General features: G+C 37.8%; 12 protein-coding genes. 9 read left to right on the plus strand and 3 right to left on the minus strand.

The window, feature by feature from the left end; genetic code table 11:
* Positions 1-12: 12 nt before the first annotated feature.
* Entirely contained in the window at positions 13-2844 is a 2832-nt protein-coding gene (gene uvrA / locus OQ279_RS13910; RefSeq protein ID WP_266070596.1) for an excinuclease ABC subunit UvrA, read from the minus strand.
* 621 nt (positions 2845-3465) lie between these two features.
* Between uvrA and OQ279_RS13915 the strand changes: the two genes are divergently transcribed.
* From OQ279_RS13915 to OQ279_RS13940, 6 genes are all read left to right on the plus strand, one after another.
* On the plus strand, positions 3466-4464 hold the full coding sequence (locus OQ279_RS13915) for a response regulator transcription factor (protein WP_266070597.1): 999 nt from the start codon (positions 3466-3468) through the stop codon (positions 4462-4464).
* A gap of 185 nt (positions 4465-4649) precedes the next feature.
* Positions 4650-6203 carry a hypothetical protein gene (locus OQ279_RS13920; protein WP_266070598.1) on the plus strand — a complete coding sequence of 518 codons (1554 nt, stop codon included), beginning with the start codon at positions 4650-4652 and terminating at the stop codon, positions 6201-6203.
* A gap of 95 nt (positions 6204-6298) precedes the next feature.
* Entirely contained in the window at positions 6299-7690 is a 1392-nt protein-coding gene (locus OQ279_RS13925) for a hypothetical protein (RefSeq protein ID WP_266070599.1), read from the plus strand.
* A gap of 162 nt (positions 7691-7852) precedes the next feature.
* Positions 7853-9244 carry a hypothetical protein gene (locus OQ279_RS13930; protein ID WP_266070600.1) on the plus strand — a complete coding sequence of 464 codons (1392 nt, stop codon included), beginning with the start codon at positions 7853-7855 and terminating at the stop codon, positions 9242-9244.
* An 846-nt stretch (positions 9245-10090) separates the two neighbouring features.
* Positions 10091-11158: a M12 family metallopeptidase gene (locus OQ279_RS13935; protein ID WP_266070601.1), complete on the plus strand. Its 1068-nt coding sequence runs from the start codon at positions 10091-10093 to the stop codon at positions 11156-11158.
* 502 nt (positions 11159-11660) lie between these two features.
* Positions 11661-13181, plus strand: coding sequence for a hypothetical protein (locus tag OQ279_RS13940; RefSeq protein WP_266070602.1), 1521 nt, complete (start codon positions 11661-11663; stop codon positions 13179-13181).
* 149 nt (positions 13182-13330) lie between these two features.
* Here OQ279_RS13940 and OQ279_RS13945 read toward each other — a convergent pair whose 3' ends face one another.
* Entirely contained in the window at positions 13331-13915 is a 585-nt protein-coding gene (locus tag OQ279_RS13945) for an acyl carrier protein phosphodiesterase (RefSeq protein WP_266070603.1), read from the minus strand.
* A 150-nt stretch (positions 13916-14065) separates the two neighbouring features.
* Between OQ279_RS13945 and glmM the strand changes: the two genes are divergently transcribed.
* A complete protein-coding gene (gene glmM / locus OQ279_RS13950) occupies positions 14066-15454 on the plus strand; it encodes a phosphoglucosamine mutase (RefSeq protein ID WP_266070604.1) in 1389 nt (462 codons plus the stop codon).
* Here glmM and OQ279_RS13955 read toward each other — a convergent pair.
* On the minus strand, positions 15444-16352 hold the full coding sequence (locus OQ279_RS13955; RefSeq protein ID WP_266070606.1) for a lysophospholipid acyltransferase family protein: 909 nt from the start codon (positions 16350-16352) through the stop codon (positions 15444-15446). The two genes, glmM and OQ279_RS13955, sit on opposite strands and share 11 nt — an antisense overlap.
* A gap of 54 nt (positions 16353-16406) precedes the next feature.
* On the opposite strand from OQ279_RS13955, the gene OQ279_RS13960 reads away from it, so the two are divergent.
* A complete protein-coding gene (locus OQ279_RS13960) occupies positions 16407-17057 on the plus strand; it encodes a rhomboid family intramembrane serine protease (RefSeq protein WP_266070607.1) in 651 nt (216 codons plus the stop codon).
* Between the two features lie 44 nt (positions 17058-17101).
* Positions 17102-17776, plus strand: coding sequence for an SIMPL domain-containing protein (locus OQ279_RS13965; RefSeq protein ID WP_266070609.1), 675 nt, complete (start codon positions 17102-17104; stop codon positions 17774-17776).
* The last annotated feature ends 95 nt before the right edge of the window (positions 17777-17871 follow it).

The raw sequence follows: 17871 nt of genomic DNA on the forward strand, positions 1-17871 counted from the left end.
TCAAATTGCGGACTAATTTAGTTCTTTTTGAAGAAAGGCTGCGGTGTAGCTTTTTTTGTTTTTGGCAACTTCTTCAGGTGTTCCCTTTGCTACTACTTTTCCGCCGTTTCTTCCACCTTCATAACCAATGTCGATGATGTAGTCGGCCATTTTTATTACATCGAGGTTATGCTCAATAATGAGTACGGTATTTCCTTTGTTTACCAGCCTGTTCAACACTTCCATCAAGACCCTGATATCTTCAAAATGCAAACCTGTGGTGGGTTCGTCCAATATGTAAAAGGTGTTTCCGGTGTCTCTTTTAGAAAGTTCGGTAGCCAGTTTTATGCGTTGTGCCTCTCCTCCCGATAGGGTAGTGCTTTGTTGCCCTAAAGTAATATAACCCAGCCCAACATCTTTTATAGTTTTTACTTTACGATAGATCTTCGGAATATTTTCAAAGAAAACCACAGCTTCATTAATGGTCATTTCGAGCACATCTGCTATCGATTTCCCCTTGTATCTAATTTCCAGAGTCTCGCGATTAAAGCGCTTACCCTGGCATGTTTCGCACTCTACGTAAACATCGGGTAAGAAATTCATTTCAATGACCCGCAGGCCTCCACCTTTACAGGTCTCACATCTACCTCCTTTAACATTGAAGCTAAAACGTCCCGGTTTATATCCCCTAATGAGGGCTTCTGGTGTTTTAGCAAAGATGTTTCTGATTTCCGAAAATACACCTGTGTACGTTGCCGGATTAGATCGTGGGGTGCGACCAATGGGCGTTTGGTTAATATCTATAACTTTATCAATATGCTCCAGCCCTTTAATGCTTTTGTATGGCTTGGGTTTTTTTACTCCATTGAAATAGTGAGCGTTCATGATGGGGTAAAGGGTTTCGTTGATCAAAGTTGATTTCCCGCTTCCAGAAACCCCTGTTACAGCAATCATTTTTCCTAAAGGAAAACTAACCGAGACATTTTGAAGATTATTTCCGGTTGCACCTTTAAGATCGATCTTTTTACCATTACCTTCCCTTCTCACTTTAGGAACCTCGATTTTCATGCTTCCATTGAGGTAGTTTGCCGTGATGGTATTGTGTTTTTTAATCTCGTCGGGTGTGCCCTGGCTTATAATTTCACCGCCATGCCTGCCAGCCTGTGGACCAATGTCTATAACATAATCGGCGCGTTCAATCATATCCTTATCATGTTCAACCACAATAACCGAGTTCCCAAGATCACGAAGGGAGGTAAGAGAATTAATTAGTTTTTCATTGTCCCGTTGATGTAATCCTATACTCGGTTCGTCCAGGATATATAGTACGCCTACCAGTTGGGAGCCAATTTGAGTGGCCAACCTTATTCTTTGAGCTTCTCCTCCCGAAAGGGTTTTGGAACCGCGGTTCAGGGAAAGGTAATTAAGGCCAACATCAATTAAAAATTGGAGACGAACGCTAATTTCCTTAATAACCTCAGCAGCGATCTTTTGTTGTTTTTCTGAAAGGTGTGCATTAAGATCATTAAACCAGTCGGCAAGATCTACAATATCTATTTGAGCCAGTTCTGCAATATTTTTTCCATTGACCCTGAAGTAGAGAGATTCTTTTTTTAAGCGGGTACCTTCACATTCGGGGCATGTTATTTTGTCCATATAATCCTTTGCCCAGCGGCGGAGTGAAGAAGACTCGTTTTTTTCGTAAGTCTCTTCAATAAAAGTGGCAACGCCTTCAAAATCTATCTTATACTCACGTGTTATTCCAAGGGTCTTAGATTCTTTAGTAAACTTTTCCTTTCCCCCATGCAGGATCATGTTTAATGCATCTTTGGGAATTTTGTCCACGGAGTCTGAAAGGCTAAAGTCAAACCTTTCAGCTATTAACTGAAGTTGGTTGAAGATCCAGTTCTTTTTTTGAGGGCCATGAGGGGCAAGGGCTCCGTTTTTTATGCTTATTGAAGGATCTGGAATGATCTTTTTTTTATTTACTTTATGAAGTGTACCTATGCCATTACAAACAGGACAGGCTCCTTTAGGGGAGTTAAATGAGAAGTTATTAGGTTCAGGGTTTGGGTACGAAATCCCGGAAGAAGGGCACATTAAATTTCGACTGAAGTACTTTATGTCGCCATTGTCCTGGTCCATCACCATTAAGACATCATCACCATGATACATTGCGGTTTTAATACTTTCAAATAACCTTTTGTTTAAGTCGTCATTTGAAGAAATTTTTAAGCGATCAACCACAATTTCAATATCATGGATCTTGTAGCGATCCAGCTTCATTCCCTTTACAATATCCCGAACTTCTCCATCTACCCTCACTTTAACAAAACCCTGTTTTGCTATTTGCTCAAAGAGCTCTCTGTAATGCCCTTTTCGGGACCTTATTATAGGAGCTAGTATATTCACTCTTTTTCCTTCAAAATTCTGGAGAATCAAGCTGGCGATTTGCTCGTCATTATAACTCACCATCTTTTCGCCAGTTTGATAACTGTAGGCATCACTGGCTCTGGCAAATAGCAACCTTAAGAAGTCGTAAATTTCGGTAATTGTTCCTACTGTACTTCTGGGACTTTTGCTGGTTGTTTTTTGCTCAATCGCTATAACGGGTGAAAGGCCTTCAATTTTATCTACATCTGGTCTTTCCAGGCCGCCGAGAAATTGCCGGGCATAGGCAGAGAAGGTCTCGATGTACCTACGTTGCCCTTCAGCATAAATGGTATCAAATGCGAGAGAAGATTTTCCCGAACCAGAAAGCCCGGTAATTACAACCAGTTTTTCCCTTGGGATCTTGAGATCTACATTTTTTAAGTTGTGTACCCGTGCCCCAAGTATATCTATGTATTCTTCTGTAACTGCCATGAGAGTTTTTTGCAAGGCTGCAAAGGTACTGAAACTGTAGCTATTGAGAAAAGAGTAAAGAAGTGCCGGATAAGGACAAACTCGCCTATTATGTTAAAGTTATTCCTACAAATTTTCTATTCTGTTGAGCCTTACCTATATCATATTCTTAATTAATTGCTAAGAGCTGTTGCAAATTTTTTAGGAATTTGTGGGATTAATATTATTGTCTGAGTCATAGCCTGCATAATGGTCTTAAGAAGAGTTAGATATTTGTGTGTGGTAGATATAATGAGCCAAATTAAGGTATAATGGAAAGTTGATGACTGATTGAGACAAAACAAAGATTTGGCATTTTCAGAAGTCTAAAAGTGAGGTTTTTACATTTAATCACTTTTTTCTTACAGGGGATTTAAACTATAAAATTATTCCGATTAAAAGTATCATAAAAAGAGCTTTTTACCGTAAAAATTTAAGTTAAAATGGTTCATTTGTCTATCACTGTTGTCATTTTAATTTATTGATCGTCAGTTATTTACTACACAAGTTTAGGATTTATTTTAAAGTAGCTTATATATCTTTACTACTGAAGATGACAAATAATTCGATCTAAAAAATGTCATTAAATTAAAAAGTAGGGGGATGGAAAAGAAAATATTACTACTCATTACAAAAAACCGGGATTTAGCTAATAATATTGAAAAAGAAGTAAATCACAATTTCACCACTGCCGAAGTTAGCAGTGTTCATTCCGGTTACTCCATGGCTCTTAATTTATTGCCAGATGTGATTCTCATAGATTATTCTTCTCTTGGTCTTGAAAGCCTAAAGAATTTATCCAGTTTTAAATCTACTCATTTCCTTAACAAAAGTTTACTTTTTCTCTTTGGTGATCTTGAGAACAAGAAGATTCTCGATAATAATTTTAAAGATGCCGTAGACGGGATCATTTACGATAGGGGATGCTACCGTTCTATTGTAGAAGAGATTGAAGAATTGATAGCAACACAGGGTTGTCTTACGCAATACTGGAAAGATTCCTTTATGGGATTGTTTAACTTATTGGAGTATCCGGTAATCCTTTTACAGGATGAAAAGATTGTTGCAATGAACGATGCTTTTAGGAATGACTTTTTTATTACTGGAAGACAACAAATCAAACTTACAGATCTGGTGGTCGGCAGGAACAAGCTTAAGGTGAGTGAAACCCTTAAAAAGTTCGTTAGGGGCAAGCACATGAAAGCTGTAACCAAAACTTCTCTTATTATGAATGAAAAGATTAGGGAAGCGAGAATAACATTTTCGAAACTTGACAAGCAACTTTCTGGTCAAATGATCATGATGATAAACTTCACCGGGAATGATTTTCCTCTTAAGGAAGAAGTAGGTAGCAATTCGGTAGAAATTGAAAAGTATTTTTCCGACTACTGCAAGGAGGAAGAGCAGTATTTTACTAAGAGAGAAAAGGAGATCATTTCACTATTGTGTAAAGGATATAAAACCAGAGAGATCTCAGAAACTTTATGCATTTCAGCTAAGACTATTGAGAAGCATAGGGCTAATATCATACGCCGCACACATTCAGGTACCATTCTGGAGAGTATAGTATATGCTCTTAACCATAATATGATAAAAGTTTGAGGAAAAGGAGGGTTTTCCCCCATTGTTAGAGGTTAAGATAAATCCTACATTTAACAAAGAATTTCCTTAGTTCCCCCCACCCATTTACTCCCCCATTTGATCTTTCGCCAGTGCGATTTGAAACAGCATTTATTGTTTAAATATTAATAACCATTCTAAATTTTTTAATCTAAAACCATTTAATTATGAAACACTTCAAATTATCCATGGCCTGGTTTGCGCTATTAGCATTAGTATTCACTTCATGTAGTAAGGAGGAAACTGATGTTATTAATGACAAAGACACAGTGCAATTAACTTTTGGTGCCATGCTTGGGGCTTTTAACAGTCAGAATAAACAGGCAACACCAGTAGAATGTAGAGAAAATGCTATACCTGCTTATGTAATGGTTGGAATATCTACAGATGAGGAGGGGACCACCTACATTGATGGAGGTAATGCAGAGAACCTTATTGAAATTGGCTTAACCAATAATAATGGTTCCTGGGAAACAACTTATTCAGCAGATTTAGAACTTCCTGAAGACACCTATTACTTACAGCACTTTGCTGTCTATGATACGAATGATCAGGTGCTTTGGGTAGCTCCCAGAGAGGGTGGGGCTTTTGCCAGTGAAGTTAGTGATGCTTTGCCTCAAACAATAGAACTAATTGGAGGTACTAAACCTTATATTGCTGTTGAAGTTCTATGCTTTATTCCAAGAGAAGAGGAAGCTTATGGCTATCCATTCTTTGATTTTGAGTTGGTTGAGGTAGAGAACAGCTATTGCATCTTTGTAAATTACTGTGATGACGCAACAGGACGAGAATATCCTGCACATTTCTCTGTAGAAGTATGGTCAGATGAGTTTGACGGAACAGAGGTAGTGTTAAGCAGTAATATGAATACAGTAACTATGCAGGGAAATAATCCAGCTGCTTCTGTACTATGTCTTGCTTTACCCGATCTTGGAGATGATACTTATTATGCACGTGTAACAGTGCTGAATCATAATCTTCTTCCATATGTTTCAGATCCAGATGCTGATTACTTTGAATTTACTTTCACTCAGGCTGATATTGAGGCCCAGGAACTTGCGGTACCTGCATATGAGCACGTAAGGTTCAATTGTGCACCGCCATATGGAGAGCCAACTTGTGAACCGGGAACAGTACTTGGAGATACCAACGGTGACTGTATTGTTGACTGTAGAGATACAGATTCCTGTGAGCCAGATGAATGCGTGGTGCCAGGAGATACAAATGGTGACTGTGTTGTAGATTGTAGAGATACAAATACCTGTAATTCAGGTGGATGTGGAGATACTGCTTACATGTACGGAGACTATATTCTATCAGATCATTACAATAGCAACAACTGGGGATGGGGACTTCTCATTGATGGTGTTGGTGTAGATGCCGAATATTATGATGAAGAGAATGATAATTGGGTAATTCCTTTTTGGGCAGGTGCAGGTCAAAATGATACTAGCAAGGCCTGGAGGGCCGGTGATGTCATTATTGAACTTGATGATGATGGAGAGCAAATTCATGTGACTATTGATTTGTATGACGGTGTTACTGTTGGAGATACTCACTTCTGGTTTAATGATGATAACGAGTGGCCGGAGAAGCGCGCTCCAGGGCAATTCGATCTTCATAAGGGTTCTGAACTTTTAAGCTATAGTTTCCCTGTAGATGGCGAAGGTCCATATACTTTAATCGTACATGCCGGGGACGTGTGTCACGAAGACTTCTAGAAAGAATAAGATTCCTCCGGATCAACCGGTCCGGAGGAATTTCTTTATAATTTTTATTAACCATTCTAATTTTTATTAATCAAACACAATTTATTATGAAAAATTTTAAAACTTCAATTGCCTGGCTGGCAATGTTGGCATTAGTTTTTACTTCCTGTAGTAAGGAAGAAGCAGGTGCTGTTTCAGATGATCCTGAAACGGTACAATTGACCTTTGGGGCCTTATTAAATTCCTTCAATCAACAAAACAGACAGTCTGAAGTTGAATGTAGAGATGGAATTGATCCTGCATATGTTGTTTTGGGAGGTACTACCTCTGAAGACGCTGAATGGGGTAGCTATGAACTATTCGAAGTAGGTTTAAAAAACAACAATGGATCATGGGAAACTACATACTCTGAAGATTTAGCCCTTCCTGCCGGTACTTATTATTTGCAATATTTCGCCGTTTATGATTCTAATGACCAGGTGCTTTGGGTTGCACCACGTGAAGGAGGTGCCTTTGCCGATGAAGTTGGTGACGCACTTCCAATGGAAATTGAACTTGTGGCCGGAACAAAACCTTATATTGATGTAGATGTTCTATGTTACTATGCAAGGGAAGAAGCGGCTTACGGTTATCCTTTCTTTGATTTTGACGTGATAGAAGTAGAAAACAGTTACTGTGTTTTCGTAAACTACTGTGATGATGAAACAGGAAGAGAATACCCGGCTTACTTTAGCATTGAAGTATTTACCGATGCTGCAATGACAGATGAAGTTACGCTTAGTGTAGATACTAATACAATTACCATGGAAGGTGCTTGGCCAGCTGCTTCTGTTCTATGTTTTGCATTGCCAGATCTTGGAGATGATACATATTACGCCAGAGTAACTGTTATGAATCATGATGATCTTGATTACACTGCAGATGCAACTGATTACTATGACTTTGAAATTACCCAGGGAAGTATAAATGCATTGGCAGAACAAGTTCCTGCATACCACCACATAAGACTTAATTGTGATGAAGATCCAAACGGTGGAGGTGAAGACGAAGTGTGTGATATCGATGCAGCTTGCGAACTTGAAATTGACGGTGAGTTAGATGCCTTCTGTTACTTTACTGTACTTGAAGGAAGTGATGATAACTGGTTACGGATAGACGATGCTCAGGATCTGGAAGACCTGAACCTTTGGGTTGATTTTCCAATAGATGGTCTAATTGAAGTTGTTGATGTGTCTATAGTAATGGATAATGGAAATCTTTCTGTTAGTCTTGATACACCTTTTGCTGATCAAGATAGAATCACTGGTTACGCCATTGAAGTTAGACCTTCTGTTGAAGGGGGAGCTATGAATTCGACCTGTTGGGAATCTGAATGTGCCAATGTGGTAGGTGAAGATCAATATGGGGAAGTGTCAGAATCTTTTGATGGTTTCGATTACTCTTATCCTTTCTATATTAAAATAGATGCGATTTTCTGTTCTATACCACTTGAGAACTAATATATGTTAGAGATTAACCACCTGTTTAACAATAGGTGGTTAATTTTTTACTCTTAAAAATGCCCACAGTGTAATCCTCTATATGAACAGGGGAGAATCACTCAAAAAAGTCTTTTCTGAGACCAATTTTACCCATACTATCCTGCTTCTAAAAAAACTACTATGAAAAATAAATTACATAAAGTCACCCTTTTATTTCTTCTTCTGGTTGTAGGTGCTTCCTGTTCTACAGAAGATCCACACCCAGTAAATGAAGATGAACAAAAGGTACAGTTAACTTTTAAGACTGTTCTTGCAGAAATGGATCAGCAACAAAAAGATCCGGTAGTCTGCAGCGATAATGATCCCGGCTACGTGATGATAGGAATCACAGATGCCATGGGCAATTACATTGGAGAAGATGGGGGAAGTACCGAAATGAATCTTATAAGGGTTGAATTAAAATATAATAGCAGCCTTGATACATGGGAAACTTTATATTCTGAAGAATTGGCATTACCTCCTGGAGATTACAATCTGCAACATTTTATTGTTTATGATACTAATGACAATGTTCTATGGGTAGCGCCCAGATTAGAAGGAACTTTTTCTGAATATGTAGATAATCCTCTGCCACAGGAAATCGAACTTATTTCTGGTACCAAACCTTATATCAGTTTGGAAGTTTTATGTTTCTATGCTCGAAATGAAGAAGCCTACGGCTATCCATTTTTTGATTTTGATCTTATTGAAGTAGAAAATAGTTACTGTGTATTTATAAACTATTGTGACGATGCAACTGGAAGAGAGTATCCTGCTTATTTTTCTCTGGAAGTTTGGACCGATTCTTATGACGGAACTCCTTACCCATTAAGCAATAATACAAATACCATTACTATGGAAGGGGAGTGGCCATCTGCTTCGGTGTTGTGTGTTGCTCTTCCCGATCTTGGAGACCAAACTTTCTATGCTCGTGTAACTGTTTTAAATCATGACGACCTGGATTACACTGCAGATGCGTCTGATACTTTTCAATTTGAAATTACACAGGCCAGTATTGAGGCTCAGGAGATTTTTATACCTGCATATCATCATGTAAGGATTAACTGTGACAATAATAATAATCCGGGAGATCCAACTTGTGATACAGATGTACGTTGTAAGTTAAATTTGAGAAATGAACTCTCTCCTAATTGCGAGTTCACTCTGCTTGAAGGTGCTAATCCTGAAGGTTGGGTTCAAATCAACAGTGATGAAGATTTGCAACTCTTAGCCGATCTAGGTTCGGAAGAACTTACAGCTTTAGGTACAGCCAATATTTCTTTGATAAATAATGAAGTACAAATAATCCTTGATACACCATTTGACGACAGCGACCGTATTGCAGCTTATGCAATTGAGGTGCGGCCGGCAAGCGGTGGAACGATGAGTACTACTTGTTGGGAAAATTATTGTGCTAATATAGAGGGAGAAGATGGTGCTATTGCCAATACTTTTAATGGCTTTACTTATAATTATCCATTTTACGTGAGAATAGAAACCATTAACTGCTTTAATGTGAACCTTCTGGATTAATTTATAATCTATCTGGAAGTAACAAGAGGCTGTTTTAAAAGCGATTAACCGTTTGTTCTGATTTAATTCAGAATTCGAGAACCAGGAGAAGGTATATCGGAACGGGAATAAGCTTTTAAAGCAGCCTTATTTTTTGGTTACTATTGAGATTTACAATATATCTTTATACAAAGGCTTATATAAGAATTTATTAAACCTGCTCCAGGTAACTATTTATTTGTTTGATTTCACAATAAGAGAGTCCTCAAATGACATTTTTGACCCTCCTTTATCTTCAGGATTACTCTATTGACCAAAAATCCGGTTAGAGTATCTGGGAAATATATCCTTCTAACCAGGTAATTGGAATATATTTCAGAAATTAGAAACCCTTAATTTGCTGCAATCCCCTACAAAATTTTTGTTCTCTTCGCAGTTTTCTTCATAATCCCTACAAAACATTTGTAGCCTTTTAGCATTTTCTTCACTAAATTTCAATATTATTTATAATGAATATATTGATTTTCAGTATGTTAAATTTTATTAAACACTTCTTAATGAAATTATAATTTATAATTTTGCTCATGTTAAATTTTTTTATATGTGCAACCTTTTAAAATCAAATTTCACGAAACAGAAAGCTCAATTCAATCTCCGACTCCGACGTATTTTTTTGTTAAAGAAGTATTAAATTATTTTTTGGCACAATTATTACAACTCTTGATGCAAGTGAAGAATATTAAGATTCTTTTTTGTTTTTAAAATGCTTTTAATTAACTAAAAATGAACGTCATTAAAAAATCAGTTAAAACAATTGGTCCTGTAAATCCCAAATCTACAGCACCTAAAAATCACGAAACCCTACTTATGAAAAATTTGAAATTCGCTGTATTACTACCAGCATTAGCCTCCCTAATTTCCTGTAGTAAAGATAACCCAGAAGAACTTGACAATGTTGGAAGTACTGATCTCACCGAGAGTCAAGAAATCATGACGGAATTTGCTAATCCTAATCCCGGCGCTTCAACAGATGTTTATTATGCAGGGCAAAAATTTGCCGTTGAACATTTCAATGGAGATTATATCTATGAAGGAGATATCCTTTTACCCCCGTCTTTAATAAGCCACCAGGAAGTGAAGGTGGTTTTTGAAGAAGGTGAAGTTGTTCCGGAAACAAAAAGTGTGGGGCGTACCTCGGGCAGATGGCCAAATAATACTGTTTACTATGCTATAGAGAGTTCACTCGATAATAAAAACCGTGTTTATGATGCTATAAAGCACTGGGAAGCCAATACTAATATTGACTTTGTCGAGAGAACTACCCAATCTAATTATATTAATTTCGTAACCGGTTCTGGTTGTTCATCTTACGTGGGTATGATAGGGGGTAGACAAAATATTACTTTGTCTACAGCTTGCTCAACCGGAAATACAATTCACGAGATTGGTCATGCCATAGGGCTTTGGCACGAACAGAGTCGCGTAGATAGGAATAGCTATATTACAGTGCATTACGACAATATTCAAAGCGGAAGAGAATATAATTTTCAGACTTACGCTGAGCAAGGTATGGATGGAGATGAGTTCACCGGTGCTCTTGATTTTGGTTCTATTATGATGTATGGTCCATATTCTTTTTCAAGTAATGGAAAACCTACTATTACAACTAAAAGCGGTAACACTTATAATGTACAAAGATCTGCTTTGTCTTCAGGTGATAAGACGGGTATAAATAATATGTATCCTTATACATCTACATCTGGTAAAGAAGAAACTACCGGTGGTACCAAAGAAGAGACTTATGTTAATGGTGAATATTACACTGTTTACGGGGTCTATCTTCTTAGAAAAAATGACACTTGGTTTTACTATTCCAGAATCTATGGATGGAAAGAAGTATTTTCAAGAGGAGGATACTGGTACTATAAATCATAAACTCCAATAAATAGAATTTAAAACCCGGCTAATCAGCCGGGTTTTTTTATGTTATTCGTTTCCAGGGAAGTTAGAACGGTTTAGACCTATAAAAGTGGCTGTAGATTTTTTCCACATATTTTTTTAATAAGTGTAGAAAAATTCTACTTATCAGGACTGTCTTTTTTATTCTTCTTCAAAAGAACAGGATTAAGTTTTAAAAATTACAAGAAGTAGGGTTTACCCTTATTCTTTTGATTATCATATATTTATATATTTACATTGTTAGTTGCTAATCCCTCAGGCAACTGTATTTCCTCCACATTCCTCCATAGTTGAATAGTTAATTGTACCCTAACCTTCAGTTGATATGGATTGTAATATATACATCAGAATTAAAGATAATTTTCTCTTCTCAATAGATCGGGTACGTCCCTACATTTCTTTTCGTACCGGAGTTCCTCCCTGAAGGCATAACCAGCAGTAATTAAATTTATTTATTAACCAATACCACTATATTATTATGAGAAATTTTAAACTTTCAGTTGCCTGTGTGGCAATTTTCGCAATGATTTTTACCTCCTGTTCAAAAGATGAAGCAGAGGTGTCTTCTACAGATCTAGAAACAGTTCAATTAACATTCAGGTCCTTACTTAACTCTTTTAATCAACAGAATAAGCAATCTGATATGGAGTGTAGAGAAGTTGAACCTGCGTACGTGATGCTCGGCTGGTCAACTGCTGAAGATGCAGAAGAAAGCGATTACGATTTAGTTGAAGTAGGGCTCGTGAATAATGGAGGCTCATGGGAGACTACCTACTCTGAAGAGTTGGCTGTACCTGCAGGCACTTATTATTTACAACATTTTGCGGTATATGATGCCGGTGACCAGGTTCTTTGGGTCGCCCCACGGGAAGGCGGAGCTTTTGAACCCGAAGTGAGTGATGCTCTTCCAATGACCATTGAATTGGCAACAGGTACAAAACCTTACATTGATGTAGATGTTCTCTGCTATTATGCCAGGGAAGAAGCAGCTTATGGTTATCCTTTCTTTGATTTTGACGTTATTGAAGTTGAAAACAGCTACTGTGTATTCATTAACTATTGTGATGATGAAACAGGAAGAGAATATCCTGCTTACTTCAATATTGACGTATATTCAGATGAGGCAATGACTGAAGAGGTGGTACTAAATAATGATACCAACTCGATTACTATGGCAGGGGAATGGCCTTCAGCTTCTGTTCTTTGTTTTGCATTGCCAGACCTTGGTGATGAAACTTATTATGCGAGGGTAACAGTAATGGATCATGAAGATCTTGATTATACTGCAGATGCAGGAGATTACTATGATTTCGAAATTACCCAGGCGAGTATCACCGCATTAGAATCACAAGAACCCGGTTACCATCACATAAGGATAGGATGTAATTCCACTCCTGAAATTAATGCCGATACCAATATCTATATTTATTTCGATTCTTCTGGATCTATGAACACTACTTTATATCCGTTGCAAGAAATGAGAAATACGCTTCTTAGAGCTGCTTTAATTGGATTGTATAATAATGATGATGCACTTTACGACGAAAAAGTACAGGTAATTTCTGATCCTAGTGAAAGAACAATGCATTTCCTCAACTTGAGAGGGGAATCTCCCAGCGGGAATTCAATCGCTTTAATTTTTCAGGATGAGGCTGTTTACAGTTATACAGATTGGGTGACTACATGGGGTGAAAACTCAACACGTACAGCGACTTACGATGCAGATATTACTGCCTTAAGAGGTAGATTGGCAACCTGGCCTTCCAATTCCTATAATGGTATTATATTCCAGGTAGCAACACCAAATTCACCTGATGCAGAGAATTTTGCGAAATTCGTTTCTTATGTAGAGAATGGAACCGGAAACTACGCAGGAGCCTATGGCCTTTCTGATAAATCTGAAATTGGCTATGTTTATGATGTAAACCCCGGAGATTCTCCAGCATACTATGAAGGTCTGATTGTTTCAGCACTTCAAAGCCTTGGGTATAGTCTTTAAAACAAGATGATTTATTAATAAAAGCCGCTTTTATAGCGGCTTTTCTCAGTTTATAGAAAAATAAATTTCTTAATGTAATCTACTTTTGCTGATGGAGCTTGTGTGGCCTAGACACTGAAGAAAGTATCTAAAATGCTATTTTTCAGCTTTTACAGACTGGCTATTTTAGCTTCAGAAAATTTTTGAAGCTCAGGAAAAAATTCTTGAAAGTCGTTAGAGAAATCATGGTAATGTTCCTTTAAATCGTTCACTGCTTTATCCATTTGAACGATATTTTTTGTCCTAATGTTCATTTGGTAAAGGATTCTTGCTATCCCATCAATACTGGCATAACTTAAAAGCCAATTTTCTGAAACCATGTAAGGGAGGAAGTTTTGAATAGGAGCCGGTAGTAAATCAAATCTCTGCTGCAGGAGCTTATAAAAATTAGACACAAAGTTTTCCAGAGGAACCGAAGAATAATCTTCCCAGCGGGATGCGAGAAAGTGATCGTAAAATATATCTACAATTACTCCGCTATAATGACTGTAATTCTTGTGTAGTTTTGCAGTACTTCTTTTTACGATGGGATGAGAATCGGTGTACGAATCAATTTCCCGGTGAAGGAGGATACCTTTTTGAACTCCATGCGGGTACCGAAGGTACTTTTTTCCTTTAATAGAATCGGCTATAAAGTTTCCCAGGATGAGATCTTCATTATCTCCCGAGAGGTATATATGGGCAAGAAAATTCATTCGGGCTAAGGTAATTAATCTTGATGTTTAAATTTTGTTAAGGTTTGGGAAGGCTTCAGAAGGAGAGTATCTTTGTACGGCATTTTATAACTTCCGCAGAAAAAGAGGTGAAGAAAATGACATTTTTGACAACCATTTGAAAATATATTTATGACTTTAATAAAATCTATATCTGGAATTCGGGGAACTATTGGGGGTAAACCTTCAGAAAATTTAACGCCTATTGATGCGGTAAAGTTTGCTGCTGCTTATGGTAGCTGGCTTAAACAAAGGCATCAGGACAAAAATACTACGGTGGTAGTGGGACGTGACGCGAGAATTTCGGGCCCTATGATTCAGCAACTTGTAATGAATACACTCACGGGGCTTGGTATTGATGTTATTGATCTTGACCTTTCTACCACTCCTACTGTAGAGATTGCAGTTCCTTTAGAAAAGGCAAATGGTGGCATTATACTTACTGCCAGCCATAACCCCAAACAATGGAACGCCTTAAAATTGCTTAATGAGAAAGGAGAATTTTTAAGTGGAGACGACGGTGCTGAAATTCTTGAAATTGCTGAAAAAGCTGATTTTTCTTTTGCTGAAGTCGATGAGCTCGGCAAAATAACCAGGGTAGACCATTACATTGATACTCATATTGAAGAGGTGGTAATGCTCCCATTGGTTAATGCTAAGAAAATTGCCGAAGCAGGATTCACTGTTGCCGTTGATGCAGTGAATTCTACAGGAGGAATTGCCATTCCTAAACTTTTGAAGAGGTTGGGAGTAGAGGTAGTTGAACTTTACTGTGAGCCCACGGGAGATTTTCCGCATAACCCCGAACCTTTAAAAGAACATCTTTCAGAAATATGTGATCTAGTAAAAAAGAGCAAGGCAGATCTGGGAATTGTTGTTGATCCCGATGTTGACAGGCTGGCATTTATTACAGAGGAAGGTGAGATGTTTGGGGAAGAGTACACCCTGGTAGCTTGTGCCGATTATGTTTTGAGTAAAACCCCGGGAAATACGGTGAGTAACCTATCTTCATCACGTGCCCTGCGCGATGTTACCCAAAAGCATGGAGGTAATTACGAAGCCAGCGCAGTGGGGGAAGTAAATGTGGTGGAGTTAATGAAGCAGAACGATGCTGTTATTGGAGGTGAAGGTAACGGCGGAATTATTTATCCTGAATTGCACTACGGAAGGGACAGCCTTGTAGGTGTTGGTCTCTTTCTAACTTTTTTGGCCGAAAAGAAAATGAAGGTTTCAGAAATACGAAACTCGTATCCTTCGTATTTTATGAGCAAAAATAAAATAGCGCTCACGCCTGAACTTGATGTAGACAACATTCTTAAGCTGGTAGCCCAAAAATACTCTGCTGAACAGGTAAGTACAGTAGACGGTGTAAAAATAGATTTTTCTGAACATTGGGTGCATTTGAGAAAATCAAATACAGAACCCATCATCAGGATATATACTGAAGCTAAAACTCAGGAAAAAGCCGATGAGGTGGCTGAAGAAATGATTGCTGAGATAAAGAAAATTGCTAATCTTTAATAATTACAGCATCATTGGGTATTGAAGCATTCCTGTGTTTCCATCTTTTGTGGGTCCAGAGGTAATAACGGGGTTCTTCTCTTATCTGTTCTTCAAGAAGCTCAATATATTTGCGTGTTATAAAATAATCGGGCTCTTTAGTCGGTTCGTATGAAATAGTTTTAAAAGAGGCTACATAATGGCCTCTTTTTACTTTTTCCACGTGCAGGTAAACTACAGCCATGTCTAAAGTGTGTGATAGTTTTTCCAATCCCATGAAAACGGGCGACTTTATACCCATAAAACTGATCCATGCCCGGGTGCGCGAAAGTTTGGGAGATTGATCTGCAATCAAAGCATAGATGCCGCAAACACCATTGTGCTCATTATCAGTAATAGTCTTTGTGGCTTTACTTGAAGGAATGAGTTCTGTATTATAACGCCCCCTTATGTCTTTAACAAGTTGATCAAAATAGCGATTCTTTATTTTTTTATATATCCCGAAGCTCTCATGTTTTAGATCATAGAGTTCGAGGGCGTTCATCCATTCATAGCTTGCGTAGTGGCCGCAGGCGAGCAGAATACTCTTATCCATAGCCCTTATCTTGTCAATTTCTTCAGGATTTGTAAAGCAAAACCGCTTTTTCAGTTCTTCGTCTGTAATAGATAAGCTTTTTATCATCTCCAGGAACATATCTACCATATGGTGGTAAAATTGTTTTCTGATCTTCTTGATTTCTTTGTCAGATTTGTCAGGAAATACCAGCCTCAGGTTTTCATTTACTGTCTTTCTTCTATATCGGACTATGTAGTATACAATTAGGTATACAAAATCAGAAAAGAGATAAAAAAGGCTAAAAGGTAAAATTGAAATTAGCCATAAAAAAGGGTAAACCAACCAGAAAACTAAACGCTGCATGCAAAAGTCATTTAGGCAAATATATGGTATATTTGGAACTAAATTTTTGCATTAATGGGAGATTTCGACTTGATTACCATTGTAGTCATAGCAGCAAATATTATTTTTTCTTTTAAAGGTTTTAATGATCATGCTTTTTTTGAAAAGTACAAGTTCAATTCGGCAGCAGTAAAAAGGGGTGAGAAGATAAGGGTGCTCACATCAGGGTTTTTGCATGTAGATACTGCGCATCTTTTTCTAAATATGCTTACCCTCTATTTCTTTGCCGATGTAGTCATTGGCTCCCTGGGTAGTTTTAGCTTCTTATTGATCTATGTTGCCAGTCTTTTGCTGGGAAACCTTTTGTCCTACTATTTTCATAAAGATGAATATAAATATAATGCGGTGGGAGCAAGCGGTGCTGTTTCGGGTATAATCTACTCCGCTATTTTATTATATCCCGATATGAGCCTGTACATGTTTTTTATTCCCATACCCATTCCTGCGTATGTTTTCGGGATTGGCTATATGCTGTATTCAATCTACGGGATGAAAAACAGGATAGGTAATATAGGGCATGATGCCCATTTTGGTGGTGCTGTGGGAGGTTATATCCTCACTCTGGTTCTTGTTCCGCAATTGTTTGCCACAAGTTTGTTTATGGTGATTCTACTGGCTATTCCTATTGTTCTGTTATTTTTCCTACAAAAGACCGGCAAATTCTGACATTGGCACTGAATTTGAAAACCTCTTGTAAAACCATAAATATTATGAAAAAGTTACTTCTTCTAATTGCCATTTTTGGCTACTCTGTAGGCTTTGCACAAGACAAGCCATTTCCCTCTGTTTCCGTTTTAGGTACCGGAACTGTGAATGTAGTACCCGATAAAGTCCTTATTAACTCCAGGATTGAACATACCGGGAAAACTGCTGCCGAGGTAAAGCGTGAAAATGATAAAGTAGTCGATCAGGTAATTAAGTACTTAAAATCTCAGGGGGTAGCGTCAAAATATATCCAGACGGAATACTTGAGATTAAATAAAGAGGTTAATTACAATACAAAAGACACCATGTATTCAGCTAACCAAGCTATTTCTATTGAATTGGTGAACCTGAAGTCTTATGAGAAAATTATGTCTGGTTTATTAGAATCCGGGCTCAACAGGATTGACGGGATTGAATTTATGACCTCTAAAAAGGAACAATTACAATCTGAGGCGCGAAAAAAGGCAGTTTTGAATGCGAAAATGAAGGCTGAAGAATATGCTTCTGCTTTAGGTCAGCGTGCGGGAAAAGCAGTTCATATCAACGAAGTACAAACAGATCATTACCAGCCCGTTTATCGTGTGATGGAAATGAAATCTGACAGTTCTGGACAGCAAACTATTGCTCCGGGTGAAATGGAAGTAACCGTAAAGGTGAATGTTGAATTTCAGCTCGATTAAACTGAAGATGATTAAACAAAAAGAGGTCGTCTAAAAAGTAATTTTTAGGTGGCCTTTTTTCATGATAAGATTTTCAAGGAGGGTTTTTCCTTTTT

It is taken from the genome of Salinimicrobium profundisediminis (assembly GCF_026241755.1).
In the GTDB taxonomy this organism is placed as follows: Bacteria; Bacteroidota; Bacteroidia; order Flavobacteriales; family Flavobacteriaceae; genus Salinimicrobium; species Salinimicrobium profundisediminis.

Excerpts from the sequence above, each read along its gene's own strand:
- OQ279_RS13935 (WP_266070601.1), top strand. The coding sequence starts at position 10,091 with ATGAAAAATTTGAAATTCGCTGTATTACTACCAGCATTAGCCTCCCTA.
- glmM (WP_266070604.1), top strand. The coding sequence starts at position 14,066 with ATGACTTTAATAAAATCTATATCTGGAATTCGGGGAACTATTGGGGGT.
- OQ279_RS13965 (WP_266070609.1), top strand. The coding sequence starts at position 17,102 with ATGAAAAAGTTACTTCTTCTAATTGCCATTTTTGGCTACTCTGTAGGC.
- uvrA (WP_266070596.1), bottom strand. The coding sequence starts at position 2,844 with ATGGCAGTTACAGAAGAATACATAGATATACTTGGGGCACGGGTACAC.
- OQ279_RS13920 (WP_266070598.1), top strand. The coding sequence starts at position 4,650 with ATGAAACACTTCAAATTATCCATGGCCTGGTTTGCGCTATTAGCATTA.
- OQ279_RS13925 (WP_266070599.1), top strand. The coding sequence starts at position 6,299 with ATGAAAAATTTTAAAACTTCAATTGCCTGGCTGGCAATGTTGGCATTA.
- OQ279_RS13930 (WP_266070600.1), top strand. The coding sequence starts at position 7,853 with ATGAAAAATAAATTACATAAAGTCACCCTTTTATTTCTTCTTCTGGTT.
- OQ279_RS13945 (WP_266070603.1), bottom strand. The coding sequence starts at position 13,915 with ATGAATTTTCTTGCCCATATATACCTCTCGGGAGATAATGAAGATCTC.
- OQ279_RS13915 (WP_266070597.1), top strand. The coding sequence starts at position 3,466 with ATGGAAAAGAAAATATTACTACTCATTACAAAAAACCGGGATTTAGCT.
- OQ279_RS13955 (WP_266070606.1), bottom strand. The coding sequence starts at position 16,352 with ATGCAGCGTTTAGTTTTCTGGTTGGTTTACCCTTTTTTATGGCTAATT.
- OQ279_RS13940 (WP_266070602.1), top strand. The coding sequence starts at position 11,661 with ATGAGAAATTTTAAACTTTCAGTTGCCTGTGTGGCAATTTTCGCAATG.
- OQ279_RS13960 (WP_266070607.1), top strand. The coding sequence starts at position 16,407 with ATGGGAGATTTCGACTTGATTACCATTGTAGTCATAGCAGCAAATATT.